Raw genomic sequence first — 18,302 nt, forward strand, 5'->3', positions numbered from 1 at the left:
CGTCTCTTACACTGTGTCAATGCAGTTGACCCTTGCCGACATCCTCGAGCTGCCGTCGGTGCGCCGGGGCGATCCGGACGTGGTGTGCGCCGGACCGATGGACCAGCCGGTGCGCTGGGTGCACGTCAGCGATCTCGCCGACCTGTCCGGCCTGCTGACCGGCGGGGAGTTGGTGCTCACGACCGGCCAGGCATTGGCCGATCCGGAGCGCCGGGACGGCTATCTGCCCGGCCTCGCGAAGGCCGGTGCGGTGGGCGTGGTGATCGAGCTCGGACTGCACATCGACCGGCTTCCGGAGTCCGTGCGCGCCATCGGTTCGGCGCTGTCCCTGCCGGTGATCGTCCTGCACCGGACGGTGCGCTTCATCGATGTCACGGAGGAGGTGCACCGCCGGATCGTCGCTGACCAGTACGCCGAAGTCGAGTACGCCCAACGGGTACACGAAGAGTTCACCGCATTGAGCATGCGCCGCGCGTCGATCGACCAGATCGTCAGTGCGGCAGCTCAGATGCTCGACACACCCGTGGTGTTGGAAGACCTCAACCGTCAGGTGCTGGCGTTCGACGGCCGGGGCCTCTCGGCGGCGGCACTGCTGGTCGACTGGGAGCGGCGCTCGCGGCTGGCGAGTGGCGACGCCTGGACCGCGTGCCCGGTGGGCCCGCACCGCGAGGAGTGGGGCCGGTTGATCGCGCCGCGGATGGCTGCGGCCGACGGCCGGTCGGTGATGACGTTGGAGCGGGCGGCGCAGGCCTTGGCGTTGAACCGGATGGTCGAGCAGAATCGCAGCTCACTCGAACTGCGCGCGCAGAGCGGTCTCGTCGACGACCTGCGCCGCGGTCGCATCACCGATGAGGCCGAAGCCACCGCCCGTGCGCACGCGCTGGGGCTACGGCCGGCGCTGACGTATGTGCCGATGGCGGTGCGGCTGCGGGAGACCCCGGGCGCCGATCAGGTTGCGATCGCCCAGCGGCGGGTTCGCACACTGGACGCGATCATGCACACCGTGCGTGCGGCCGGCCACACCGGTTTGGCCGCCACCCGTGACGACGGGCAGATCGACGTGGTGTTGGCGCCGCAACGCACCAGCCGGGTGCCTGGATCGCTCGACACCGTGTTGGGCGACGTGTGTTCGGCTACCCGGCGCGCGGTCGCCCACCTCGACGGGGTGAGCGGATGCGCCATCGGGGTGGGGCCGGAGAACAGCCGGCTGGTCGACGCGGTGGGCGGTCTGCGCGAGGCAGGGCACGTTGCCGAGGTGGCGATGTCGATGCCCTTGCAGGACAAGCCGTTTCATCGGGCTTCGGATGTCCGGTTGCGCGGCCTGCTGTCGCTGATCCGTAGTGATCCTCGCGTGCAGGCGTTCGCCGAGACCGAACTGGCCGGGTTGCTGGCGCATCGCGCCAAGCATGGCGACGAGGCGTTCGACCTGCTGTGGCATTACCTGGCGGCGGGTGGCAACAAAGCCGAGCTCGCCAGGACACTGCACATGTCGCGGCCCACGCTGTACGCCCGGTTGGAGGCGCTGCAGCGGATCGTCGGACTCGACCTCGACGACGCCGAGTCCAGGACGTCGTTGCAGGTGGCGATGTTGATCCTGAACGTCTAGTCCGTCGTGGGATCTTCGGCGTCGCGACGCTCGTCCTTGAGCCGCTCTTTGCTCCGCAGGAGTCGCAGCAGCGTCACCAGCACCAGACCGCCGACGATATTGCCGACCAGCGTGTACCAGAACCACCCCAGCCAGTCCAGGTAGCCGAACGGCGCCTCGCCGGTCGCCAGGGCACCAAAGATCAACAGCGAGTCCAGGATCGAGTGGAACAGCTGCAGTCCGGCCAGCACGAACGCACCGGCCACCGCGGCCGCGATCTTGCCGGGTACCGAGTCGGTGCCGTGCTGCATGCGGGTCATCAACGTGATCACCATGCCGCCCAGCACCGCCAGCGACATCGTCTGCACCGAGAGCGGTTCGCCGACGAAATGTTCTGCGGACTCGATGGTTTGGTCCTTGAGCTTGGGGAACGCCGCGATGATGAGCGCCATGATCACCCACCCGCCGACCAGGTTGGACACCAGCGTGCCGCTCCACAGCTTGGCCAGCTGGCCCACGCTGGCACGCTTGGCGGCCACCGTCGTGACGGGAACCAGGAATCCTTCGGTGAACAGCTCGCTTCGGCCGAGCAGCAGGGCCAGGAACCCGATCGAGAATGCCACTCCGGCGAGCAGCTGGTTGTGGGTCTCATGCAGAACGGACAGGTAGGCCAGCACCCCCACCGCGACCTCGGTACCGCCGAAGAATCCGGTGACCAGGACCTCACGCCAGCTGCGGTGCAGCCGCTGACCGCCCTCGTCGACCATCCGGTTGAAGGCGGCTTCGAGTTCGTCCTCGATCGGGCTGTCTGAATCGCCCAGCTGGCGCTGGCTCGTTGAACTCACGACCCCGTATACCCATCGGCGGCCAACCCGACACCGGACGCCGCTGAGCAATCGCTCAACGCACGCCAATACACTGGCCGCCGTGGGCATTCTCGTTGGCTTTGCGCCGTGGATCGTCTATTGGGTACTGGTGGGCAACGCGCCGTTCACGACGGCCGTCCTGGTGGCTCTCGCCGTCGCGATACTCGGGCTGGTGATGAGCCGCACCCGGAAGGTGGCCGGCCTGACCTTCGAAATCGGTTCTGTCGCAGCGTTCTTCGTGCTGACGGTGCTGACCTTCGCGGCAAGCCAAGCGTTCTTGGAGCAATGGATACTGCCGCTGAGCACCGCGGGCATCCTGCTCATCACACTGGTCGGGGCGCTGGCGGGCACGCCCTTCGTGCGGGACTTCGCCGCGGCCGGACGCTCCGAGGAGATCGTCAGCAGCGAGCTGTTCACGAAGATCACGTCGCTGCTGACCTGGATCTGGATCGCCGCTTTCGCGGGGATGACCGCGTCCTCGGCGATCCCGCCCATCGCCGCGAGCGACGCCACGATTCTCGACACCGCGAACCCGCTGTCCGTGCTGTGCTACTGGGTCATCCCGTTCGCGCTGCTGGGCCTGGCCGCGGTCGCCTCGCGGATCCTGCCCGACACCATGGTTCTCAGCGACGACGTGGTGCGCGAGACGTCCTTCGTCGCGTACAGCGAAGCCGCGATCGACGAGCTGTACTACCTGGCTCAGGAGCACGCCAACCGCGAGGTCGGCGCGGGCAAGGAAGCCTACGACGTCAAAGTCGGCGGGATGGGGATGACGCTGACCGGCGACGACTGCCGCAAATCGTGGCCGTCGACGTATCGAGTGCGCGACCGCCGCCGCTGAGCAGTCGAGGCCGCGAGCGTCGTGAGTTGCTGACGCCGGTTCGGTGATCGCAACCGATCGGGCAAGGATGCACACCGCTTTGGACACCTTTGCGTCACGGATCGGCTAAAAGCCCTGCTCAGGCCGTGAGCGTGGTAACCGGCTGTCAGCTGATTGCGGTAGAAAGTGACAGAAGTGACCTCTGTGAAGAGGACGGAGCTTTGCTCAGAGGCGCCCGGAAGGTGGAAATCATGATGAAGAAGCGCGTATATGCCCTGGCGATCAGCCTGGTGATGCTGCTCGCCATTCCCGGCCTGCTCACCCCGACGGCGACCGCCGCTCCGGTGGGCCGCGATCAATACGTCAACCTGGTGATCCAGCGCGGGCTCGCCCAGCGGGGCGTGCCCTACGCCTGGGCCGGCGGCGACATCAACGGACCCACCCTGGGCAAAGGGCCGAGCGCGGCCGTCGTCGGCTTCGACTCCTCGGGCCTGATCCAGTACATCTACGCCGGCGTGGGAGCCAAGCTGCCGCGTTCCTCGGGAGATATGTACAAGGTCGGCCAGCACGTCACCGCTGACCAGGCGTTGCCGGGCGATCTGATCTTCTATGGGCCGGACGGCACCCAGAGCGTCGCGATGTTCCTGGGCAACAACCAGATGCTGGAAGTCACCGACACGGTCGTCGCGGTATCCGCGGTGCGGGCCAAAGACATGGCGCCCTACCTGGTCCGCGTCATCGCCTGAGTGTCACGCGGGGGCGTGCCGTTGACCCGCCGTGCAGATTCACGGCGCGACGACGGACACGCCCACCGTCGAGCGAGACCGGGCAGGGCTGCGGGCTAGGCGCAGTCGGTGCAGACCAGGCTGGTGGCATCCGCCAGCCGGCTGCGGTGGTGAACCAGAAAGCAGCTGCTGCAGGTGAACTCGTCAGCCTGCTTGGGGATCACCCGAACCGTGAGCTCTTCGTCTGACAGGTCGGCACCGGGCAGCTCGAAGGAATCCGCCGCTTCCGCCTCGTCGATATCTATTACCGCTGTGGCCGTATCCTTGCGCCGTCCCGCCAAGTCCTCGAGAGACTCTTCCTCAGGCTCGGCCTGGGTGCGGCGGGGGGCGTCGTAATCAACCGTCATGATCCGTGCCTTTCGTTTCCGCATTCGACGTCGCGTCAACGCGGTCGAATGCGAGTTTGTTCCCGTAGCCGGTCTCTGCTAAACACCGTTGTTTCCGGCTGTCTGTGCGCTGGGTCCTGCCTTGCTGTGGCCTGCGGATTCGCCTGCCATAGGCACGTAGAAAGCTGGGCTCAGGTTCGCCAGAGAGATTCCTGGGCGACGCTGGCGATCAGGGTACCGTCATCACGCTGAAATGAGCCGTGCGCCAACCCCCGCGCGTCGCTGTGACTCACCGCGGTGGCGTCGTAGAGGTGCCACCGGTGCGGGTCGGACGGCCGGTGCAGCCACAGCGCGTGGTCGAGGCTGGCGGCTCCGCCCGGACCGGGGAATTCCGGGCCCGGCGGACGTGCCGAGGACACCATGCCCAGGTCCGAGATGAAGGTCAGTGCGCAGGCTCGCAGCAGGGGATCGTCCTCGACCGGTTCGCGGGTGCGGAACCAGAACGGCTGGGTGGGCCACTCGACGCGGCTCTGCGGACCCGGTGCGAGCCGGATGTCGAAGTGATCGGCCCACTCGACCGGCAGTCGTGTGAGAATCGTCGCCTCCGTCAGCGGCACCCGCGGCTCCTGCGGTAGCTGCCAGTCGGTGGTCGTCTCGGGTTGATGAAACGACGCCAGCATTTCGAATATCGCGACACCGTCCTGCGTCGCGGTGACGCGGCGGGTGTTGAAAGAGCGGCCGTCGCGGGTGATCTCGACAGTGAAGTGGATGTCGACGCCGATCCGGCCGCCCTTGATGAAGTAGGCGTGCAGCGACTGCGGCAGCCGGCCGGGTTCCACGGTGGCGCCCGCGGCCGCCAGCGCCTGGGCGGCGATCAACCCGCCGAAGAGCCGGGGACCCGCACCGTAGGACGCCGATGCGCGAAAAGTGTGCCCACTGCGGTCGAGTTGGACCAACTCGGCGATCCAGCTCGACATGCTCTCCTCGGGGGTCGTCGTCGAAAATCGCACTCACGATAGCGTCTTAGACTCCTGGCATGGACCGCGGCCATGTCGACGCACCAGAGGGCCTGCTTCGGATCGAAGACTGCTTGGACGCCGACGGAAACGTCGTATTGCCGGCGGGCGTGACGCTGATCTCGTTGATCGACCGCAACATCGCCAACGTCGGCGACACCGTGGCGTACCGCTACCTCGACTACAGCCGGTCGGCCGAACCGGTGGTCTTCGAGCTGACCTGGACTCAGCTCGGTCAGCGCCTGCGCGCGATCGCGGCCCACGTACAGCGCAGTGCTGCCCGCGGTGACCGGGTCGCGATATTGGCACCGCAGGGGCTGGACTACATCGCCGGTTTCTTCGCCGCGATCAAGGCGGGCACCATCGCTGTGCCGTTGTTCGCTCCCGAATTGCCCGGCCACGCCGAACGTCTCGACACCGCGCTCGCTGATTCGCGGCCCGCTCTGGTGCTCACCACCGCAGCCGCCGCCGACAGCGTGCGCGGGTTTCTGGCCAAGCTACCGCCGGCCCGGCAGCCGCAGCTGATGATCATCGACGAGATTCCCGATTCCTCGGCCGCCGACTTCGTCGAGACCGTTGTCGACGTCGACGACGTGTCGCATCTGCAGTACACGTCGGGCTCGACCCGACCCCCGGCCGGCGTGGAGATCACCCACCGGGCGGTCGGTACCAACCTGATCCAGATGATCCTGTCCATCGATCTGCTCGATCGAAATACCCACGGCGTCAGCTGGTTACCGCTCTACCACGATATGGGCTTGTCGATGATCGGCTTCCCGACGGTGTACGGCGGACACTCCACACTGCTGTCACCCACCGCCTTCATCCGCAGGCCGCAACGCTGGATCCGGGCGCTCTCCGATGCGTCCCGGTACGGCCACGTCATCACCGCCGCACCGAATTTCGCGTACGAGTGGACCGCTGCGCGGGGCCTGCCCGACGCCGGGGACGGCATCGATCTGAGCAACGTGGTGATGATCATCGGGTCCGAACCGGTGAGCGCCGACGCGATCGCCACGTTCTCCGAGGCCTTCGCACCCCATGGCCTGCCCCCGACGGCGTTCAAGCCGTCCTACGGCATCGCTGAGGCCACCTTGTTCGTCGCGACCATCGCACCGACCGCGCCGCCCACAGTGATTCGCCTGGACCGCGAGCGGTTGGCCGAGGGAGTGGCGCAGGAGGCCGACGACGGCGCGGACGCGATCACCCAGGTGTCGTGCGGCCAGGTGGCCCGCAGTCTGTGGGCGGCGATCGTCGACCCGGCGACCGGCGACGAGCTGCCCGACGGCAGGGTCGGCGAAATCTGGTTGCACGGCAACAATGTCGGCCGCGGCTATTGGGGCCAGCCGCAGGAGAGCCGCCGTGTCTTCGGTGCCCGGCTCGTCCGCCGGCGATCCGGGGACGGCCATGCCGGCAGCGTGCCCGTCGACGGCGCCTGGTTGCGCACCGGCGACCTCGGCTTCTATCTCGGCGGCGAGCTCTACGTCGCCGGGCGCCTCGCCGACATCGTGGTGCTCGACGGCCGGACACTGTATCCGCACGACATCGAGAAAACCGCCGCGGATTCCTCAGCACTCGTCCGGCACGGGTACGTGGCGGCGTTCACCCTTCCGAAGAACCAGATGCCTGGTGCGACAACACACGACACCACAGAACAACTGGTGATCATCGCCGAACGCGCGGCCGGCACCAGTCGCAGCGACCCGGCAGCCGCGATCGCGGCGATCCGGTCGGCGGTGTTCGATCGTCACGGTATCGAGGCCGCCGACGTGCGGCTGCTGCCTGCCGGCGCCATCCCGCGCACCACCAGCGGCAAACTGGCCCGGCGGGCCTGCCGCGCCGAATACCTTTCCGATGCGCTGCGGGTGCGGTGATCGTATGCGGCCGTTGACCTTTGGCGCACTCGCCATTGCCGCGACGCTCACCGCGTGCGTCGCGCCGCCGGTCGCCTGGGCAGGCGGGCCGGCCGTCCTGAAGGTCTGCACCACCGGCGACTACCGGCCCCTGACCTACCGCGACCCGGCGACAGGACAGTACAGCGGGGTCGACATCGACATGGCCGCCGACTTGGCCGCGCATCTCGGGCGCACTCCGGTGTTCGTGCCGACCACCTGGTCGACGCTGGTCGCGGACCTCACCTCACCGGGACGATGCGATATCGCGATGGGCGGCATCACCGACACCCCGGAGCGCCGCCGCGACGTCGACGTCACCCGGGCCTACCTGGCCGGCGGCAAGACCGCGCTGGTCCCGGCGGCCAACGCCGAGCGGCTGGTGACCATCGAGCAGATCAACCAGCCCGATGTGCGGGTCATCGAGAACATCGGCGGCACCAACGAACGTTTCGCCCGCACTCACTTCCCCGACGCGCAGCTCACGATCTGGCCGGACAACACCACCATCTTCGATCAGCTCGCGACCGGCGGGGCCGACGTCATGGTCACCGACGCCATCGAAGCCATCTACCAGTCGTCGCTGCACCCCGAGTTGGTGGCCCAGCACCCCGCGGATCCCTTCACCTCCGAGGTCAAGGCCTACCTACTGCCCAAGGGCAGTCCCATCGCCGCTGCGACCGACGTCTGGCTCGTCGGCGCGCTCCACGACGGAACCTACGCCGACAGCTACCAACGGTGGCTGCACGCGCCGGCACCCGACCCGCCCAGCTAGGGCGGTTCAGCGGCCCTTCCACTGCGGCCTGCGCTTCTCCCGCCATGCCTGCAGGCCTTCGCCGACATCCTCGGTGGCGCCGGCGACCTTGCGCATGACCTCGCCGAAACGCACCGACTCGATCCAGCCCATGTCGGCGGTCCGCCAGGCCACTTCCTTGGTGGCTCGCTGCGCCAGCGGCGCGGCTTCGGTCAGGGTTCTGGCCCAGGCCTGGGCTTCGGCCTGCAGGTCCTGGGGTTCGACGAGCTTCCACACCAGCCCGATCTCCTTGGCCCGCTCGGCGCTGATGGGCTTGCCCGTGAGCAGCAGCTCCATGGCGTTGGCCCAGCCGACGCGGTGCGGCAACCGAATGGCGCCGACGATGGTCGGCATGCCCAGGGACACTTCGGGGAAGCTGAACGTGGCTTCGGTCGATGCGATCACAAAGTCGCAGAACAGGACCCCGGTGACTCCGTAGCCGACGCAGGGACCGTGCACGGCCGCGATCGTGGGTTTGAACAGTTCCATGCCGGACTCGAACGAATTGATCGTCGGCTTCTCCCAGAACGTCCCGCCGAAGGTGCCCACCGAGCCCTCGCCGTCTTTGAGGTCACCACCGGCGCAGAAGACGTCGCCGGTGGCGGTCAGAATCCCCACCCAGGCGTCCTCCTCGTCACGGAACCGATCCCATGCGGCGTTGATGCCCTGGCGGAGCGGGCCGTTGATGGCGTTGCGCGCTTCGGGCCGGTTGAGGGTGATCGTCGCGACGTGGTCTTCCAGTTGGTAGGTGACGAGGCTCATTGCTGCACTGTAGTTTCGGGCCAGGCTCCTGACGCTCAGTCGCGCAGGCGGGTGCTGCTGCGGCCGGCGGGACTCGCAACCGCGGTGACCATGCTGGTGCCGAACGCACCCGCATCGTCGAACAGGGTGGCGCTGCCCACCGACACTCCGTTCTCGGCGAAGTGCGTGTCGGCTTGCACACCGATGAACACGCCGCGGGGCAGCCGGGACATGGCCACCGTCAGGTCCCCGTTGATATAGCCCATGTCACCGGCGCCCAGGTTGGTCACCAGGTTCGCCGCCGCCTCGGCGACCACCGCCGCGCGGACGAAGGGCGTCGCCGGCAGACCGGCCACCGCGTCCAGACCGCCGTAGTACGCCCGCTTGCGTCCGGCAGTGTTCTGCTCGCCCATCGGGCTCCAGCCGGTTCCGTCGCCGTCGACGTAGAGGGCGTGGTCCTCGGTGTCGGTCGGCGAGCCGGCGGGCTGTGCCGGCGCGGCGTCCGACCGGTCCGGTGTACGAGATTGCCGGTACTGCAACAGAGTTGCGCGTGCCACGATCCAATCGTCCTGGATGATGTCGCATTCAGCGGTACGCATGCGGTTTCCGTGCCGGATCAGCCGCGTCTGGGTATGGGTGGGGACGGCGCGGGCAGGTTTGAGCAGGTCGAGCGTCAGCCGGGTGGGCAGGTATCCGACACTGCCGTACTTGCGTTCCAGCGTCGATGCCGCGAGCCCGGCGATCGCCTGACCGCTGAGCAGACCCTCGCTCCAGGATGCCGCCGCCGACGGGGTGGGCCGGAAGGTGCCGTTCGGGTGCTGAACGAAATACGCCGGACGGATACCGATTGCGCTCGAAGCCGCTGCCGTGCGCTTCGACAACACCATGCCACTGTTCATCGCTGCCATCCTCTGAGTCGGGGGAGCCGCCGCTTGCTTGACGGCTCACCAGCAACTATCACCCGGCGTGGCCTCGCGAAATATCCACCGATCGGCCGCAACACCGGATGAATGCGATGTCCACCGATCGGGGGACACGTCCCCTGGCGTCAGGCCTCCAGCCGGGCTCGGACGGCGGAAAGACGTTGTTGCAGTTCATCTTCGGTGATGACTCCGCGGGACAGCAGCGAGTGCGCCAAGGAGACCAGCTGGCTCTCGGGGTAGGGGAGGTCGGCATACATGGTGGCCGACAGGTCGTCCTCCTCGTCGCGGCGTTCTTTGAACGTCGGGATGTCGGCCTCACACGCTGCGTGATCGAGTGCGTCACAAAGCCCGTCGAGGCTGGTCTTCCACGGCGGCACCGGGTTCTCCACCCCGTATTTGGCCGCCATCACCGGCCAGACCTGATTGCGGTCGACAATCTGCTGTAACGGCTCGGGTGTCATTCGCCGACCGGATGCACAGCGGGCCGGGTGTCGGTGATGACATTGGTGGTCACCCCGGGCTTCGGCAGCGCGACGCCGATCAGGCAGTCGCGGGTGATGATCTCGGTCAGCTGATCCTCGGTCCAGCCGTCGGTGCCCTCGGGTCGCATCGGCATGACCATGAAGCGGTGCTTCTGGTTGGAATCCTGCACGCGGACTTCGACGTCGTCGGATAGGTAGAGCCCGAACTCGGCGAGAACCTGCCGGGGCCAGCGCACCAGCCGCCGCCGGTAGTTCGGGGTGCGGTACCACTCGGGGGAGTTACCGAGGATGGGCCGCGGGTAGCAGGAGCAGAGGGCGCAGACGATCACGTTGTGCAGACCCGGGGTGTCTTCGAGGATCTGGAACGCGGTGAAGTCGCTGGGGGTGCCGAAGCCGGTCGGCTCGAGCCAGTCGACACCGACCTCCTTGCTGGCGGTCATCGGTTCGGCGAGGGCAAGGGCTTTGAAGTCGGGATCCAGCCAGGCCCGGGCCACCAGGCGAGCCGCCGGTGTGGGGCCGATCTGCTCGGCGAACTCGGTGAAGCGGCGGTGCTCCTCGGCGGTGAAAATGCCCTTCTCGATGCACAATTCGCGCAGCGCGATCTCGAGCACCTCGAAGTCGGTGATCTCGTCGACCATCGGCTTGACGGTGCGGTCGTGGTCATGGTCGTGATCGTGGCCGTGGTCGGTCATGTCCGTCCGTTCCTATGCGGGTGCAAGCCAGTGCTCGGGGATTTCGGTGCGCAAGCTGTCGCTGTCCGGGCCGTTGAAGTCGTTCCACAGCTCGGACATGCTGAATTTGACGATGTAGAACCATTCGGGCTTGGCGTCGGGGATGTCCCAGGTTTCGTCCTCGGCGGCCGGGCTTTCGTAGGCCACCGCATCGATGACGCCCGTGGCGCCGCGGACGTACTCGGGGGTGCGGGTGTAGAACAGCACCGGCAGTTCGCGGACGACGACCCGGTCGCCGACCGTGAACCTCGGTTCGCCTGCCTTGCCCGCGTACACCTGCGGGTCGCCCTTGCCCTGGGCATGCACGATGTGACTGTTGCGCTTGACCTGCGATCCGTCACCTTCGAACTTGGGCCTGGCCGCCAGCGTCTTTCCCTCCAGTCCGCCCGCGTAGCGTTCCTTGACCTCCGCCATCCGCTCGGTCAGCTCGGTGAGACCGATGTGGTGCTTTTCGATCAGGACTCGGGCCACCGACAGCAGCCAGCGGCCGTAGTACGGGAAGCCCAGATAGACGGCGCGCTGGACGTCGACGTTGCCGATCCGGCGCCGTTCCTCCGAGAGCCAGATTCCGCGCCACGCCAGCACCTCGCAGATGACATACGTCATGTGCTCCCAGTACTCGTAGTCCTTGTTCTCGTACTTCATCGGGGCGTCCGGCTCGCCGCCGACGTCGTGCACCGGCTTCATGTAGGCGACGAACCGCGCGTGGTCGAGCAGATCCGGAGTGGGAGCGTCCGGCAACTCGGGATAAGCGGACTTGAGACGGGCCACCAATGCCAGCTGATCGGCGCGTTCTGCGGCAGTGCTCATTGAAGCCCCCTCGTGACCGTGCACAGGTCCCAACGCGAGCCAACGTAACACCGACTATGTCCGAAAGTGGTTGCAATCCATCGACTCTTACCCGCGAGACAATTGCGGGTACTTCTCAGGCGTAGCCCAGCGCCGCGTTCTCGGCGCGGATACGCACGGTGAGCACCAGCGCGTTGGCGATGCTGAACACGATGGCGGTGGTCCAGGCTGAGTGCACCAGGGGCAGCGCCACCACTTCGGCGACCACCGCGGTGTAGTTGGGATGGTGCATCCAGCGATAGGGCCCACGGTCGACCAAGGGCGCACCCTTGATGACGATCAGCCGCGGATTCCAGCGCTTACCCAGCGTGGACACGCACCACCAGCGCAGCGCGGTGCTGGCGGCCACGATCGCCACCATCGGCCAGCCGAGCCAGGGCAGGAACGGCCGGTGCAGGGTCGCCACTTCGACGATGCAGGACACCAGCAGCAAGGTGTGCATGCCGACCATCACCGGATAGTGCCCGCGGCCGAACTCCTGGCCGCCCTGGGCGAAGGACCATCGGGCGTTGCGCCGTGACACCGCCAGCTCGACAAGACGTTCGGCGCCGATCGCGAGGATGAACCCGTAATAGAACATTGGGGTGTAGATCATCGGGACTCCTTCACCAACTCAGAAGCAACAGTTCGAAGCTGAAGCCGGGCCCCATCGCCAGCATGATTCCCAGCGAGCCGGCCGCCGGCGCGTCCGCGAGAGTTCGGTTGAAGACGTCGAGCACCGAAGCCGACGACATGTTTCCGTTGTCGCGCATCGATTCCCAGCTGTGCCGCAGGGCTTCGGCCGGCATGCCGACCGCGTTGGTGATCGATTCGAGCACCTTGGGTCCGCCCGGGTGACACACCCAGGTTGTGATGTCGGCGGTTGTCAGCCCGTGCTCGGCGAGGAACCGGTCGACCTCGGCGCGGAGGTGGTCATCGGCCATCTTGGGAACGTCGCGTGACATCACCAGCTGGAATCCGCTGGAGCTCACATTCCAGCCCATCACCTCGACGGTGTCCGGCAACAGCGCGCTGCGGGTCGCCAGGATCTGCGGGCCCTGCTGCAGGGGAGCCCGGCAGGGACCCGATCGGCGCCCGTGCCGACCACCGCTGCCGCGCCGTCGCCGAACAGGCAGACGCCGATCAGCGCGGGAATCGAGGTGTCGTCGCGTTGCAGCGTCAGAGAGCACAGCTCGACGGAGAGCAACACGGCGACGTGGTCGGGGAAACCGCGCAGGTAGTCATGCAGCCGCGCCATCCCGGCTGCGCCGGCCACACAGCCGAGCCCGAACAGCGGGATGCGCTTGACGTCGGACCGGAGCCCCAGCTTCGACGCGATGCGGGCATCGATGGTGGGCACGGCCACGCCGGTGCTCGACACAGTCAGGATGGCGTCGATCTCGTCAGGGCGCAGGTGCGCCTCGTCGAGAGCGCGGCGCACCGCCTGCTCGCCGAGTTCGGCGGCGACCTCGAGGTAGGCCTCGTTGGCTTCGGTGAAACCGGTCAGCTTCGGGTAGCGCTCCACCGGCAGCGCGAGGTTGCGGTATTCGACGCCGCTGGTTCGGGCGAAGCGGCCGAAGCCGGGTTCGGCGAACTCGGTGAGCGCCCTGGCCACCTCGTCCTGGTCGTAGCGATGTGTCGTGAACGCGACGGCGGTGCCGGCGACGCGGGGATCACCGTGCCGGGGCGTGCCAATCGGGTTCAGCGAGTGGGAGAAAGCAGTATCTGTCATGCGCGATGCAACACTGCCGATGTGCTAAAACCATTCCCCGTTTAGACCGGTCGTGAAATATCGCACACGAACCTGAAATATCCGCCGGTCATCTGTATAAGCAGCGATCACATGGGCATTTATGAAAAGCTAAGAGGCACAACATAAATAGAGCCTGAGAATTCCCAGGAAGGCGGCCTGTTCTGGCAATTAATTGTGCACGGACTGGGGGACTGCTGATAATCCGAAATATCGTTGAACCGGCCTCCCGAAATTTCGTGCACCCATGTGATCATGAAAAGGATTGCCGCAGTCGGTCAGCCTCCCTCCGGAGGCTGAGCCGACCAGGGGGAGTGTTATCGGCCGAAACCGGCGTCGCGCAAGGCTTGTGCCATCGCGCCGGATGATCGGTTGTCGCGGTCCCGCCGCCCGCCGTCGCCGCCACGAGCGGGCTGGCGCCGCTCGCTACGGCCGGCAGGCGCGCTACTGCGCCCAGAGCCCTTGGTCTGCTTGGCTTTCGGTTCATCACCGAGGCGCAGGGTGAGTCCGATCCGCTGGCGATCCACGTCGACGTCGACGACCTTGACCCGCACCACCTGACCCGAGCGCACCACTTCATGCGGATCGGACACGAATCGGTCCGACATCGCCGAGACGTGCACCAAACCGTCTTGATGGACACCGACGTCGACGAAGGCGCCGAACGCCGCGACGTTGGTCACGACACCTTCGAGCACCATTCCGACCTTGAGATCGGCCACCTTCTCCACACCTGCGGCGAAGGTCGCGGTGGAGAAGGCCGGCCGCGGATCGCGGCCCGGCTTTTCCAGCTCGGCGAGGATGTCGGTCACCGTGGGCACGCCGAAGCGGTCGTCGGCGAAGTCGGCCGGCCGCAGTGTCCGCAACGCTCGTTCGTTGCCGATCAATTCGGCCATCGTGATACCCGAACGGTCCAAAATGCGCCGCACCACCGGATAGGCCTCCGGGTGGACGCCCGAGGCGTCGAGGGCGTCGTCACCGCCGCGGATCCGTAGGAAGCCGGCGCACTGTTCAAAGGCTTTGGGGCCCAGGCGTGGAACATCGAGCAAGGCGGTGCGGCTGCGGAACGGACCGGTCTTCTCGCGGTAGGCCACGATCGCTTCGGCCAACGACTCGGAGACTCCCGACACCCGCGACAGCAGCGGAACCGACGCGGTGTTCAGGTCGACCCCGACGGCGTTCACTGCGTCCTCCACCACCGCATCGAGGCTGCGGGCCAGGGTGCCGGGGGTGACGTCGTGCTGGTACTGGCCGACGCCGATCGACTTCGGTTCGATCTTCACCAGTTCGGCCAGCGGATCCTGCAGGCGGCGGGCGATCGACACCGCACCGCGGACCGTCACGTCCAGACTCGGCAGCTCGCGGGCGGCGTAGGCCGACGCCGAATACACCGACGCCCCGGCCTCGCTGACCATAGCCTTCGCCGGTGCGCTGGCACCCGCCGCGCGAATGTCGGCGATCAGCTCGGTGGCCAGTGCATCGGTCTCCCGGGACGCGGTGCCGTTACCGATCGCAATCAGCTCGACGCCGTGCCGGGCAACCAGGGCGGCCAGGGTCGCCTTGGCCGAATCCCATTGGCGCTGAGGCTGATGTGGGTAGACCGCGCAGGTGTCGAGCACCTTGCCGGTGTCGTCGACGACGGCGACCTTGACCCCGGTGCGGAACCCCGGATCGAGTCCGAGCGTGGTGCGGGTACCGGCAGGCGCCGCCAGCAGCAGATCCTTGAGATTTTTGGCGAAGACGGCCACGGCGTCCTCTTCGGCGCGCTGACGCAACCGCATCCGGGCATCGACCGCACCGGAGATCATCAGCCGGGTGCGCCAGGCCAGCCGGACCGTGGTGGTCAGCCATGGGGTGGCCGCAGCTTTGGCGGTCAGATCGACGCCGAGGGCGTTGGCGACCATCACCTCGTAGGCGTCGTCGCTGCCGCCGTCGAAGCGCACGGCGAGGGCTTGTTCCTTCTCTCCGCGCATCACCGCCAGCACCCGGTGCGAGGGCATGTCCTCCAGCCGCTCGGTGAATTCGAAGTAGTCCCGAAACTTCTGTGCCGCTGGGCTCTTCGCGGCCTCGTCGGAGAACGGTGCGGTCCGCACCGCACCCTCGGCCCAGAACTTGGTCCGGATCGCACCCACCAGCTCGGCATCCTCGGCCGCCCGTTCGACGAGGATGTGCCGCGCGCCGTCGAGTGCCGCCGCGGCGTCGGCGACGTCGGCGGTGAGGAATTCGGCAGCGGCGGTTTCGGGGGCGACAGCGGGGTCGGCGAGCAGACGGTCGGCGAGCGGCTCGAGGCCTGCTTCCCTGGCGATCTGGGCTTTGGTACGCCGTTTCGGCTTGTACGGCAGGTAGATGTCCTCGATCCGAGACTTCGTGTCGGCGCTCAGCAGCGCGGACCTCAGCTCGTCGGTCAGCTTGCCCTGCTCGTCGATCGACGCGAGCACCGCGTCCCGTCGTTCGTCGAGCTCGCGCAGATAACGCAGCCGCTCCTCGAGGTCGCGCAGCTGACCGTCGTCCAGGCTGCCGGTGACTTCCTTGCGGTAGCGGGCGATGAACGGAACGGTCGCACCCTCGTCGAGCAGCCGGACCGCGGCGGCCACCCGGGCCTCTGCGACGGCGAGTTCTTCAGCAAGACGGGCATTTACAGATTTGAGGGTTGGGCTCGAAGTCACGCGCAGACCCTACCGAACCTCGCCGACAATCCCACGACCCGTCGAGGGGTGTTGCGCGCGCAGGAATAGCCCCGCGGATCGGGGAGTTGGCCGCTGTATGCCCAGACAACTGACCGAGTCCGAGTGGCAGGAGTTCCTCGCCGCCAAACATGTGGCGGTGCTGTCCGTCGCCACCACCGACGGCCGGCCGCCGGCCAGCATTCCGATCTGGTACCAGTACACCCCCGGCGGGGACATCCAGTTCTCCACCGGTCCGTCGACCCGCAAGGCGCGGCTGATCGCCGAGGCCGGCGCGGCGACGCTGGTAGTCCAAGACGAGGAGCCGCCGTACCGCTACGTCGTCGTCGAGGGCACCCTGGTCGACACCACCGACCCGACGCCGCCGGAGGTCCTGGAGAAGATCGCGGTGCGCTACCTCGGTGAGGACGGTGGGCGTCAGTTCCTCCAGTCCATGGCGGGCCACGCCAACGTGCTGTTCACGATCCGGCCCGACCGTTGGCTGACTGCTGACTTCTCCGACGAGTTGTAGCCGCCGGCCGATCCGGGTCTGAGTTGGGATCGGTAGCCGTCCGGCAGTTCTTCACTTCTCTCATCGACGCCACCGAGGCGGCGGACAACGAGAGGAACAACCCCATGAAGATCGTGCCGACTCCCATCGCGCAGCACATCGACCGCGTCGAGCGCCAGCACAGTCTCTACATCGCGATCAGCACCGGCCTGCTGGCCTTCTGGTCGATCTACCGGGTGCTCTGGTCGATCTACCTGGCGGTGACCTATGACTTCATCTTCGGCTCGCTGGTGTTCCCGATCGTCCTGTGGGGCGCGATCGGTGTGGTCGCGGCGGTCGCGTCGATCGGCTTCGCCACCCGCTACCTCAAGGGATCGGCCACCGGCACCACCGAAACCAATCAGGTCTGACCCGGCATCGCGGGTGCCTGCGCCCGGTGCCTGCGCGCGGCGCAGGCACCGGGGCGTGCTGAAACGGGATGTGGCGGCCGTGCGATAGGACGGAAAGTACACCGGTTTTGCCGCCGGCACGCCGACGGCCAATGTGTGCGACGATGCCCCTACGCCAAGGGGCAACCCTTCGCAGGGAGATCGAGAGGACCGCCGGATTCATGAGTGAACGGCACCGCACCGCGGCACTTGTCCACGCAGTCGCCATCGCGAGCGTCACCGTCGGTGCTGCCCTGGCCGGAGCCGCGACGGCGGCTGCCGACCCGATGACGCCGACGCCCATTCCGGTCCCGTCGGATCCTGCCGCCGTCCCGCCGGGCCAACCCGTGGCGATGCCGGTCGATCCGGCGGCGCCGCCCGCACCCGCACCTCCGCCACCCGGGGCGCCGCCCTCGGTGCCGGAAATCGCCAATCCGACCTACGGTTCGCAGAACACCCCCGGCGTCCTCGGCTCGCTCAAGGACATGTGGCACAACGTCCGCGACCCGTATTACGGGCCTGACGAGTCCGCATCGGCCAGCGGCTCGGTCGCGCCGCCACCGGGTGCCGGAGCGCCGCCGCCGCTGCCGCCCGGATACAAGTCGTACACCGCCCCCGGTTCGGAGGCGCCCCCGAGCGAGTACGGCCCGGGTAAACCGCCGCCGCCGGGAACTCCGGCGCTGCCGCCGGGCTACTACTCGCTGAACGGTCCGCCGCCGCCGGGGTACGAGTTCAACACTCCCGGCCAGCCGGCTCCGATCACGGCGACGCCGGCGCCGACGCCGTAACGCCGCGACGGGCGACGTTACGGGGTAGGGGATTACTCGCGCCGTCTGCTGGTTATGCTTGCTAAGTATCTCGATGACGTCCGGACGCTGGAGTCGTGCTCATGACCTTGATCAAATCCGCGCTGACCGCTGTCGGCGCACTCGCGGTTGGACTCGCGATCGGTATCGCGCCCGCGAGCGCGGACCCGCCGCCGCCGGATCAGAACGTGGGCGAGGTGGCGCCGGACTGGGCGCCCCGCAAACCGGCAGAGGTGTGGGCCGGACACCCGGTGGTGTGGACGCATATGTGGGGCGGCCGCTGGGGCGTCTGGATCAACGACCAATTCATCACGTTGTCGTCCAACCCGGTGACCAACGGCGGCTGAGCGGTTGCT

The 18,302-nt window shown here is 67.4% G+C and carries 18 protein-coding genes and 2 pseudogenes; 9 read left to right on the forward strand and 11 right to left on the reverse strand.

Translation table 11 applies throughout. From position 1 onward, the window contains the following. Positions 1–19 precede the first annotated feature (19 nt). Complete coding sequence (locus D3H54_RS14435; protein ID WP_149379614.1) at positions 20–1,606, forward strand: PucR family transcriptional regulator; 1,587 nt, start codon at positions 20–22, stop codon at positions 1,604–1,606. On the opposite strand, the gene D3H54_RS14440 is transcribed toward D3H54_RS14435, so the two are convergent. Then, positions 1,603–2,430 carry a formate/nitrite transporter family protein gene (locus D3H54_RS14440; protein WP_149379615.1) on the reverse strand — a complete coding sequence of 276 codons (828 nt, stop codon included), beginning with the start codon at positions 2,428–2,430 and terminating at the stop codon, positions 1,603–1,605. The two genes, D3H54_RS14435 and D3H54_RS14440, sit on opposite strands and share 4 nt — an antisense overlap. A gap of 82 nt (positions 2,431–2,512) precedes the next feature. On the opposite strand from D3H54_RS14440, the gene D3H54_RS14445 reads away from it, so the two are divergent. Beyond that, positions 2,513–3,292 carry a hypothetical protein gene (locus D3H54_RS14445; protein ID WP_149379616.1) on the forward strand — a complete coding sequence of 260 codons (780 nt, stop codon included), beginning with the start codon at positions 2,513–2,515 and terminating at the stop codon, positions 3,290–3,292. 233 nt (positions 3,293–3,525) lie between these two features. Continuing rightward, positions 3,526–4,011 (forward strand): annotated as a pseudogene (gene ripD, locus D3H54_RS14450) (NlpC/P60 family peptidoglycan-binding protein RipD); the annotation flags it as partial. A 101-nt stretch (positions 4,012–4,112) separates the two neighbouring features. On the opposite strand, the gene D3H54_RS14455 reads toward ripD, so the two are convergent. Together D3H54_RS14455 and D3H54_RS14460 are read right to left on the reverse strand one after the other, a co-directional pair. Beyond that, positions 4,113–4,403: a DUF4193 domain-containing protein gene (locus tag D3H54_RS14455; RefSeq protein WP_149379618.1), complete on the reverse strand. Its 291-nt coding sequence runs from the start codon at positions 4,401–4,403 to the stop codon at positions 4,113–4,115. A gap of 170 nt (positions 4,404–4,573) precedes the next feature. Continuing rightward, the gene (locus D3H54_RS14460; RefSeq protein ID WP_149379619.1) at positions 4,574–5,359 is read right to left on the reverse strand and encodes an acyl-CoA thioesterase; all 786 of its coding nucleotides are present in this window, start codon (positions 5,357–5,359) and stop codon (positions 4,574–4,576) included. A 59-nt stretch (positions 5,360–5,418) separates the two neighbouring features. On the opposite strand from D3H54_RS14460, the gene D3H54_RS14465 reads away from it, so the two are divergent. Together D3H54_RS14465 and D3H54_RS14470 are read left to right on the forward strand one after the other, a co-directional pair. Continuing rightward, a complete protein-coding gene (locus D3H54_RS14465) occupies positions 5,419–7,272 on the forward strand; it encodes a fatty acyl-AMP ligase (RefSeq protein WP_149379620.1) in 1,854 nt (617 codons plus the stop codon). 4 nt (positions 7,273–7,276) lie between these two features. Continuing rightward, positions 7,277–8,065: a transporter substrate-binding domain-containing protein gene (locus D3H54_RS14470; protein ID WP_210419699.1), complete on the forward strand. Its 789-nt coding sequence runs from the start codon at positions 7,277–7,279 to the stop codon at positions 8,063–8,065. A 6-nt stretch (positions 8,066–8,071) separates the two neighbouring features. Here D3H54_RS14470 and D3H54_RS14475 read toward each other — a convergent pair whose 3' ends face one another. The 8 genes and pseudogenes from D3H54_RS14475 to D3H54_RS14510 all read right to left on the reverse strand — a co-directional run bounded on the left by D3H54_RS14475 (position 8,072) and on the right by D3H54_RS14510 (position 16,204). Continuing rightward, a complete protein-coding gene (locus D3H54_RS14475; RefSeq protein WP_149379622.1) occupies positions 8,072–8,845 on the reverse strand; it encodes an enoyl-CoA hydratase/isomerase family protein in 774 nt (257 codons plus the stop codon). Between the two features lie 35 nt (positions 8,846–8,880). Further along, positions 8,881–9,723 carry an acyl-CoA thioesterase domain-containing protein gene (locus D3H54_RS14480; RefSeq protein WP_286199242.1) on the reverse strand — a complete coding sequence of 281 codons (843 nt, stop codon included), beginning with the start codon at positions 9,721–9,723 and terminating at the stop codon, positions 8,881–8,883. Positions 9,724–9,872: 149 nt separating this feature from the next. Next, positions 9,873–10,208 carry a thiocyanate hydrolase gene (locus D3H54_RS14485; protein ID WP_149379623.1) on the reverse strand — a complete coding sequence of 112 codons (336 nt, stop codon included), beginning with the start codon at positions 10,206–10,208 and terminating at the stop codon, positions 9,873–9,875. Then, positions 10,205–10,921 carry a thiocyanate hydrolase subunit gamma gene (scnC, locus tag D3H54_RS14490; protein WP_149379624.1) on the reverse strand — a complete coding sequence of 239 codons (717 nt, stop codon included), beginning with the start codon at positions 10,919–10,921 and terminating at the stop codon, positions 10,205–10,207. Before scnC ends, D3H54_RS14485 begins: the two co-directional genes overlap by 4 nt. Positions 10,922–10,933: 12 nt before the next feature. Continuing rightward, positions 10,934–11,770 carry an SH3-like domain-containing protein gene (locus D3H54_RS14495; RefSeq protein ID WP_149379625.1) on the reverse strand — a complete coding sequence of 279 codons (837 nt, stop codon included), beginning with the start codon at positions 11,768–11,770 and terminating at the stop codon, positions 10,934–10,936. 115 nt (positions 11,771–11,885) lie between these two features. Next, on the reverse strand, positions 11,886–12,389 hold the full coding sequence (locus D3H54_RS14500; RefSeq protein WP_149383544.1) for an isoprenylcysteine carboxyl methyltransferase family protein: 504 nt from the start codon (positions 12,387–12,389) through the stop codon (positions 11,886–11,888). 25 nt (positions 12,390–12,414) lie between these two features. Then, a pseudogene (locus D3H54_RS14505) lies at positions 12,415–13,520 on the reverse strand (type III polyketide synthase). 335 nt (positions 13,521–13,855) lie between these two features. Continuing rightward, positions 13,856–16,204 (reverse strand): Tex family protein, encoded by a 2,349-nt coding sequence (locus tag D3H54_RS14510; RefSeq protein ID WP_149379626.1) that lies wholly within the window; start codon positions 16,202–16,204, stop codon positions 13,856–13,858. A gap of 97 nt (positions 16,205–16,301) precedes the next feature. On the opposite strand from D3H54_RS14510, the gene D3H54_RS14515 reads away from it, so the two are divergent. The 4 genes from D3H54_RS14515 to D3H54_RS14530 all read left to right on the forward strand — a co-directional run bounded on the left by D3H54_RS14515 (position 16,302) and on the right by D3H54_RS14530 (position 18,293). Beyond that, positions 16,302–16,733: a pyridoxamine 5'-phosphate oxidase family protein gene (locus tag D3H54_RS14515; protein WP_149379627.1), complete on the forward strand. Its 432-nt coding sequence runs from the start codon at positions 16,302–16,304 to the stop codon at positions 16,731–16,733. A 104-nt stretch (positions 16,734–16,837) separates the two neighbouring features. Further along, entirely contained in the window at positions 16,838–17,122 is a 285-nt protein-coding gene (locus tag D3H54_RS14520; protein ID WP_149379628.1) for a hypothetical protein, read from the forward strand. A 200-nt stretch (positions 17,123–17,322) separates the two neighbouring features. Next, a complete protein-coding gene (locus D3H54_RS31245; RefSeq protein WP_168214866.1) occupies positions 17,323–17,928 on the forward strand; it encodes a hypothetical protein in 606 nt (201 codons plus the stop codon). 101 nt (positions 17,929–18,029) lie between these two features. Then, complete coding sequence (locus D3H54_RS14530) at positions 18,030–18,293, forward strand: hypothetical protein (protein WP_149379629.1); 264 nt, start codon at positions 18,030–18,032, stop codon at positions 18,291–18,293. Positions 18,294–18,302 lie beyond the last annotated feature (9 nt).

The sequence above is a fragment of the Mycobacterium sp. ELW1 genome (assembly GCF_008329905.1).
Taxonomy (GTDB): domain Bacteria; phylum Actinomycetota; class Actinomycetes; order Mycobacteriales; family Mycobacteriaceae; genus Mycobacterium.

Excerpts from the sequence above, each read along its gene's own strand:
- D3H54_RS14435 (WP_149379614.1), top strand. The coding sequence starts at position 20 with ATGCAGTTGACCCTTGCCGACATCCTCGAGCTGCCGTCGGTGCGCCGG.
- D3H54_RS14455 (WP_149379618.1), bottom strand. The coding sequence starts at position 4,403 with ATGACGGTTGATTACGACGCCCCCCGCCGCACCCAGGCCGAGCCTGAG.
- D3H54_RS14460 (WP_149379619.1), bottom strand. The coding sequence starts at position 5,359 with ATGTCGAGCTGGATCGCCGAGTTGGTCCAACTCGACCGCAGTGGGCAC.
- D3H54_RS14465 (WP_149379620.1), top strand. The coding sequence starts at position 5,419 with ATGGACCGCGGCCATGTCGACGCACCAGAGGGCCTGCTTCGGATCGAA.
- D3H54_RS14470 (WP_210419699.1), top strand. The coding sequence starts at position 7,277 with ATGCGGCCGTTGACCTTTGGCGCACTCGCCATTGCCGCGACGCTCACC.
- D3H54_RS14475 (WP_149379622.1), bottom strand. The coding sequence starts at position 8,845 with ATGAGCCTCGTCACCTACCAACTGGAAGACCACGTCGCGACGATCACC.
- D3H54_RS14480 (WP_286199242.1), bottom strand. The coding sequence starts at position 9,723 with ATGAACAGTGGCATGGTGTTGTCGAAGCGCACGGCAGCGGCTTCGAGC.
- D3H54_RS14485 (WP_149379623.1), bottom strand. The coding sequence starts at position 10,208 with ATGACACCCGAGCCGTTACAGCAGATTGTCGACCGCAATCAGGTCTGG.
- scnC (WP_149379624.1), bottom strand. The coding sequence starts at position 10,921 with ATGACCGACCACGGCCACGATCACGACCATGACCACGACCGCACCGTC.
- D3H54_RS14495 (WP_149379625.1), bottom strand. The coding sequence starts at position 11,770 with ATGAGCACTGCCGCAGAACGCGCCGATCAGCTGGCATTGGTGGCCCGT.
- D3H54_RS14500 (WP_149383544.1), bottom strand. The coding sequence starts at position 12,389 with ATGTTCTATTACGGGTTCATCCTCGCGATCGGCGCCGAACGTCTTGTC.
- D3H54_RS14515 (WP_149379627.1), top strand. The coding sequence starts at position 16,302 with ATGCCCAGACAACTGACCGAGTCCGAGTGGCAGGAGTTCCTCGCCGCC.
- D3H54_RS14520 (WP_149379628.1), top strand. The coding sequence starts at position 16,838 with ATGAAGATCGTGCCGACTCCCATCGCGCAGCACATCGACCGCGTCGAG.
- D3H54_RS31245 (WP_168214866.1), top strand. The coding sequence starts at position 17,323 with ATGAGTGAACGGCACCGCACCGCGGCACTTGTCCACGCAGTCGCCATC.
- D3H54_RS14530 (WP_149379629.1), top strand. The coding sequence starts at position 18,030 with ATGACCTTGATCAAATCCGCGCTGACCGCTGTCGGCGCACTCGCGGTT.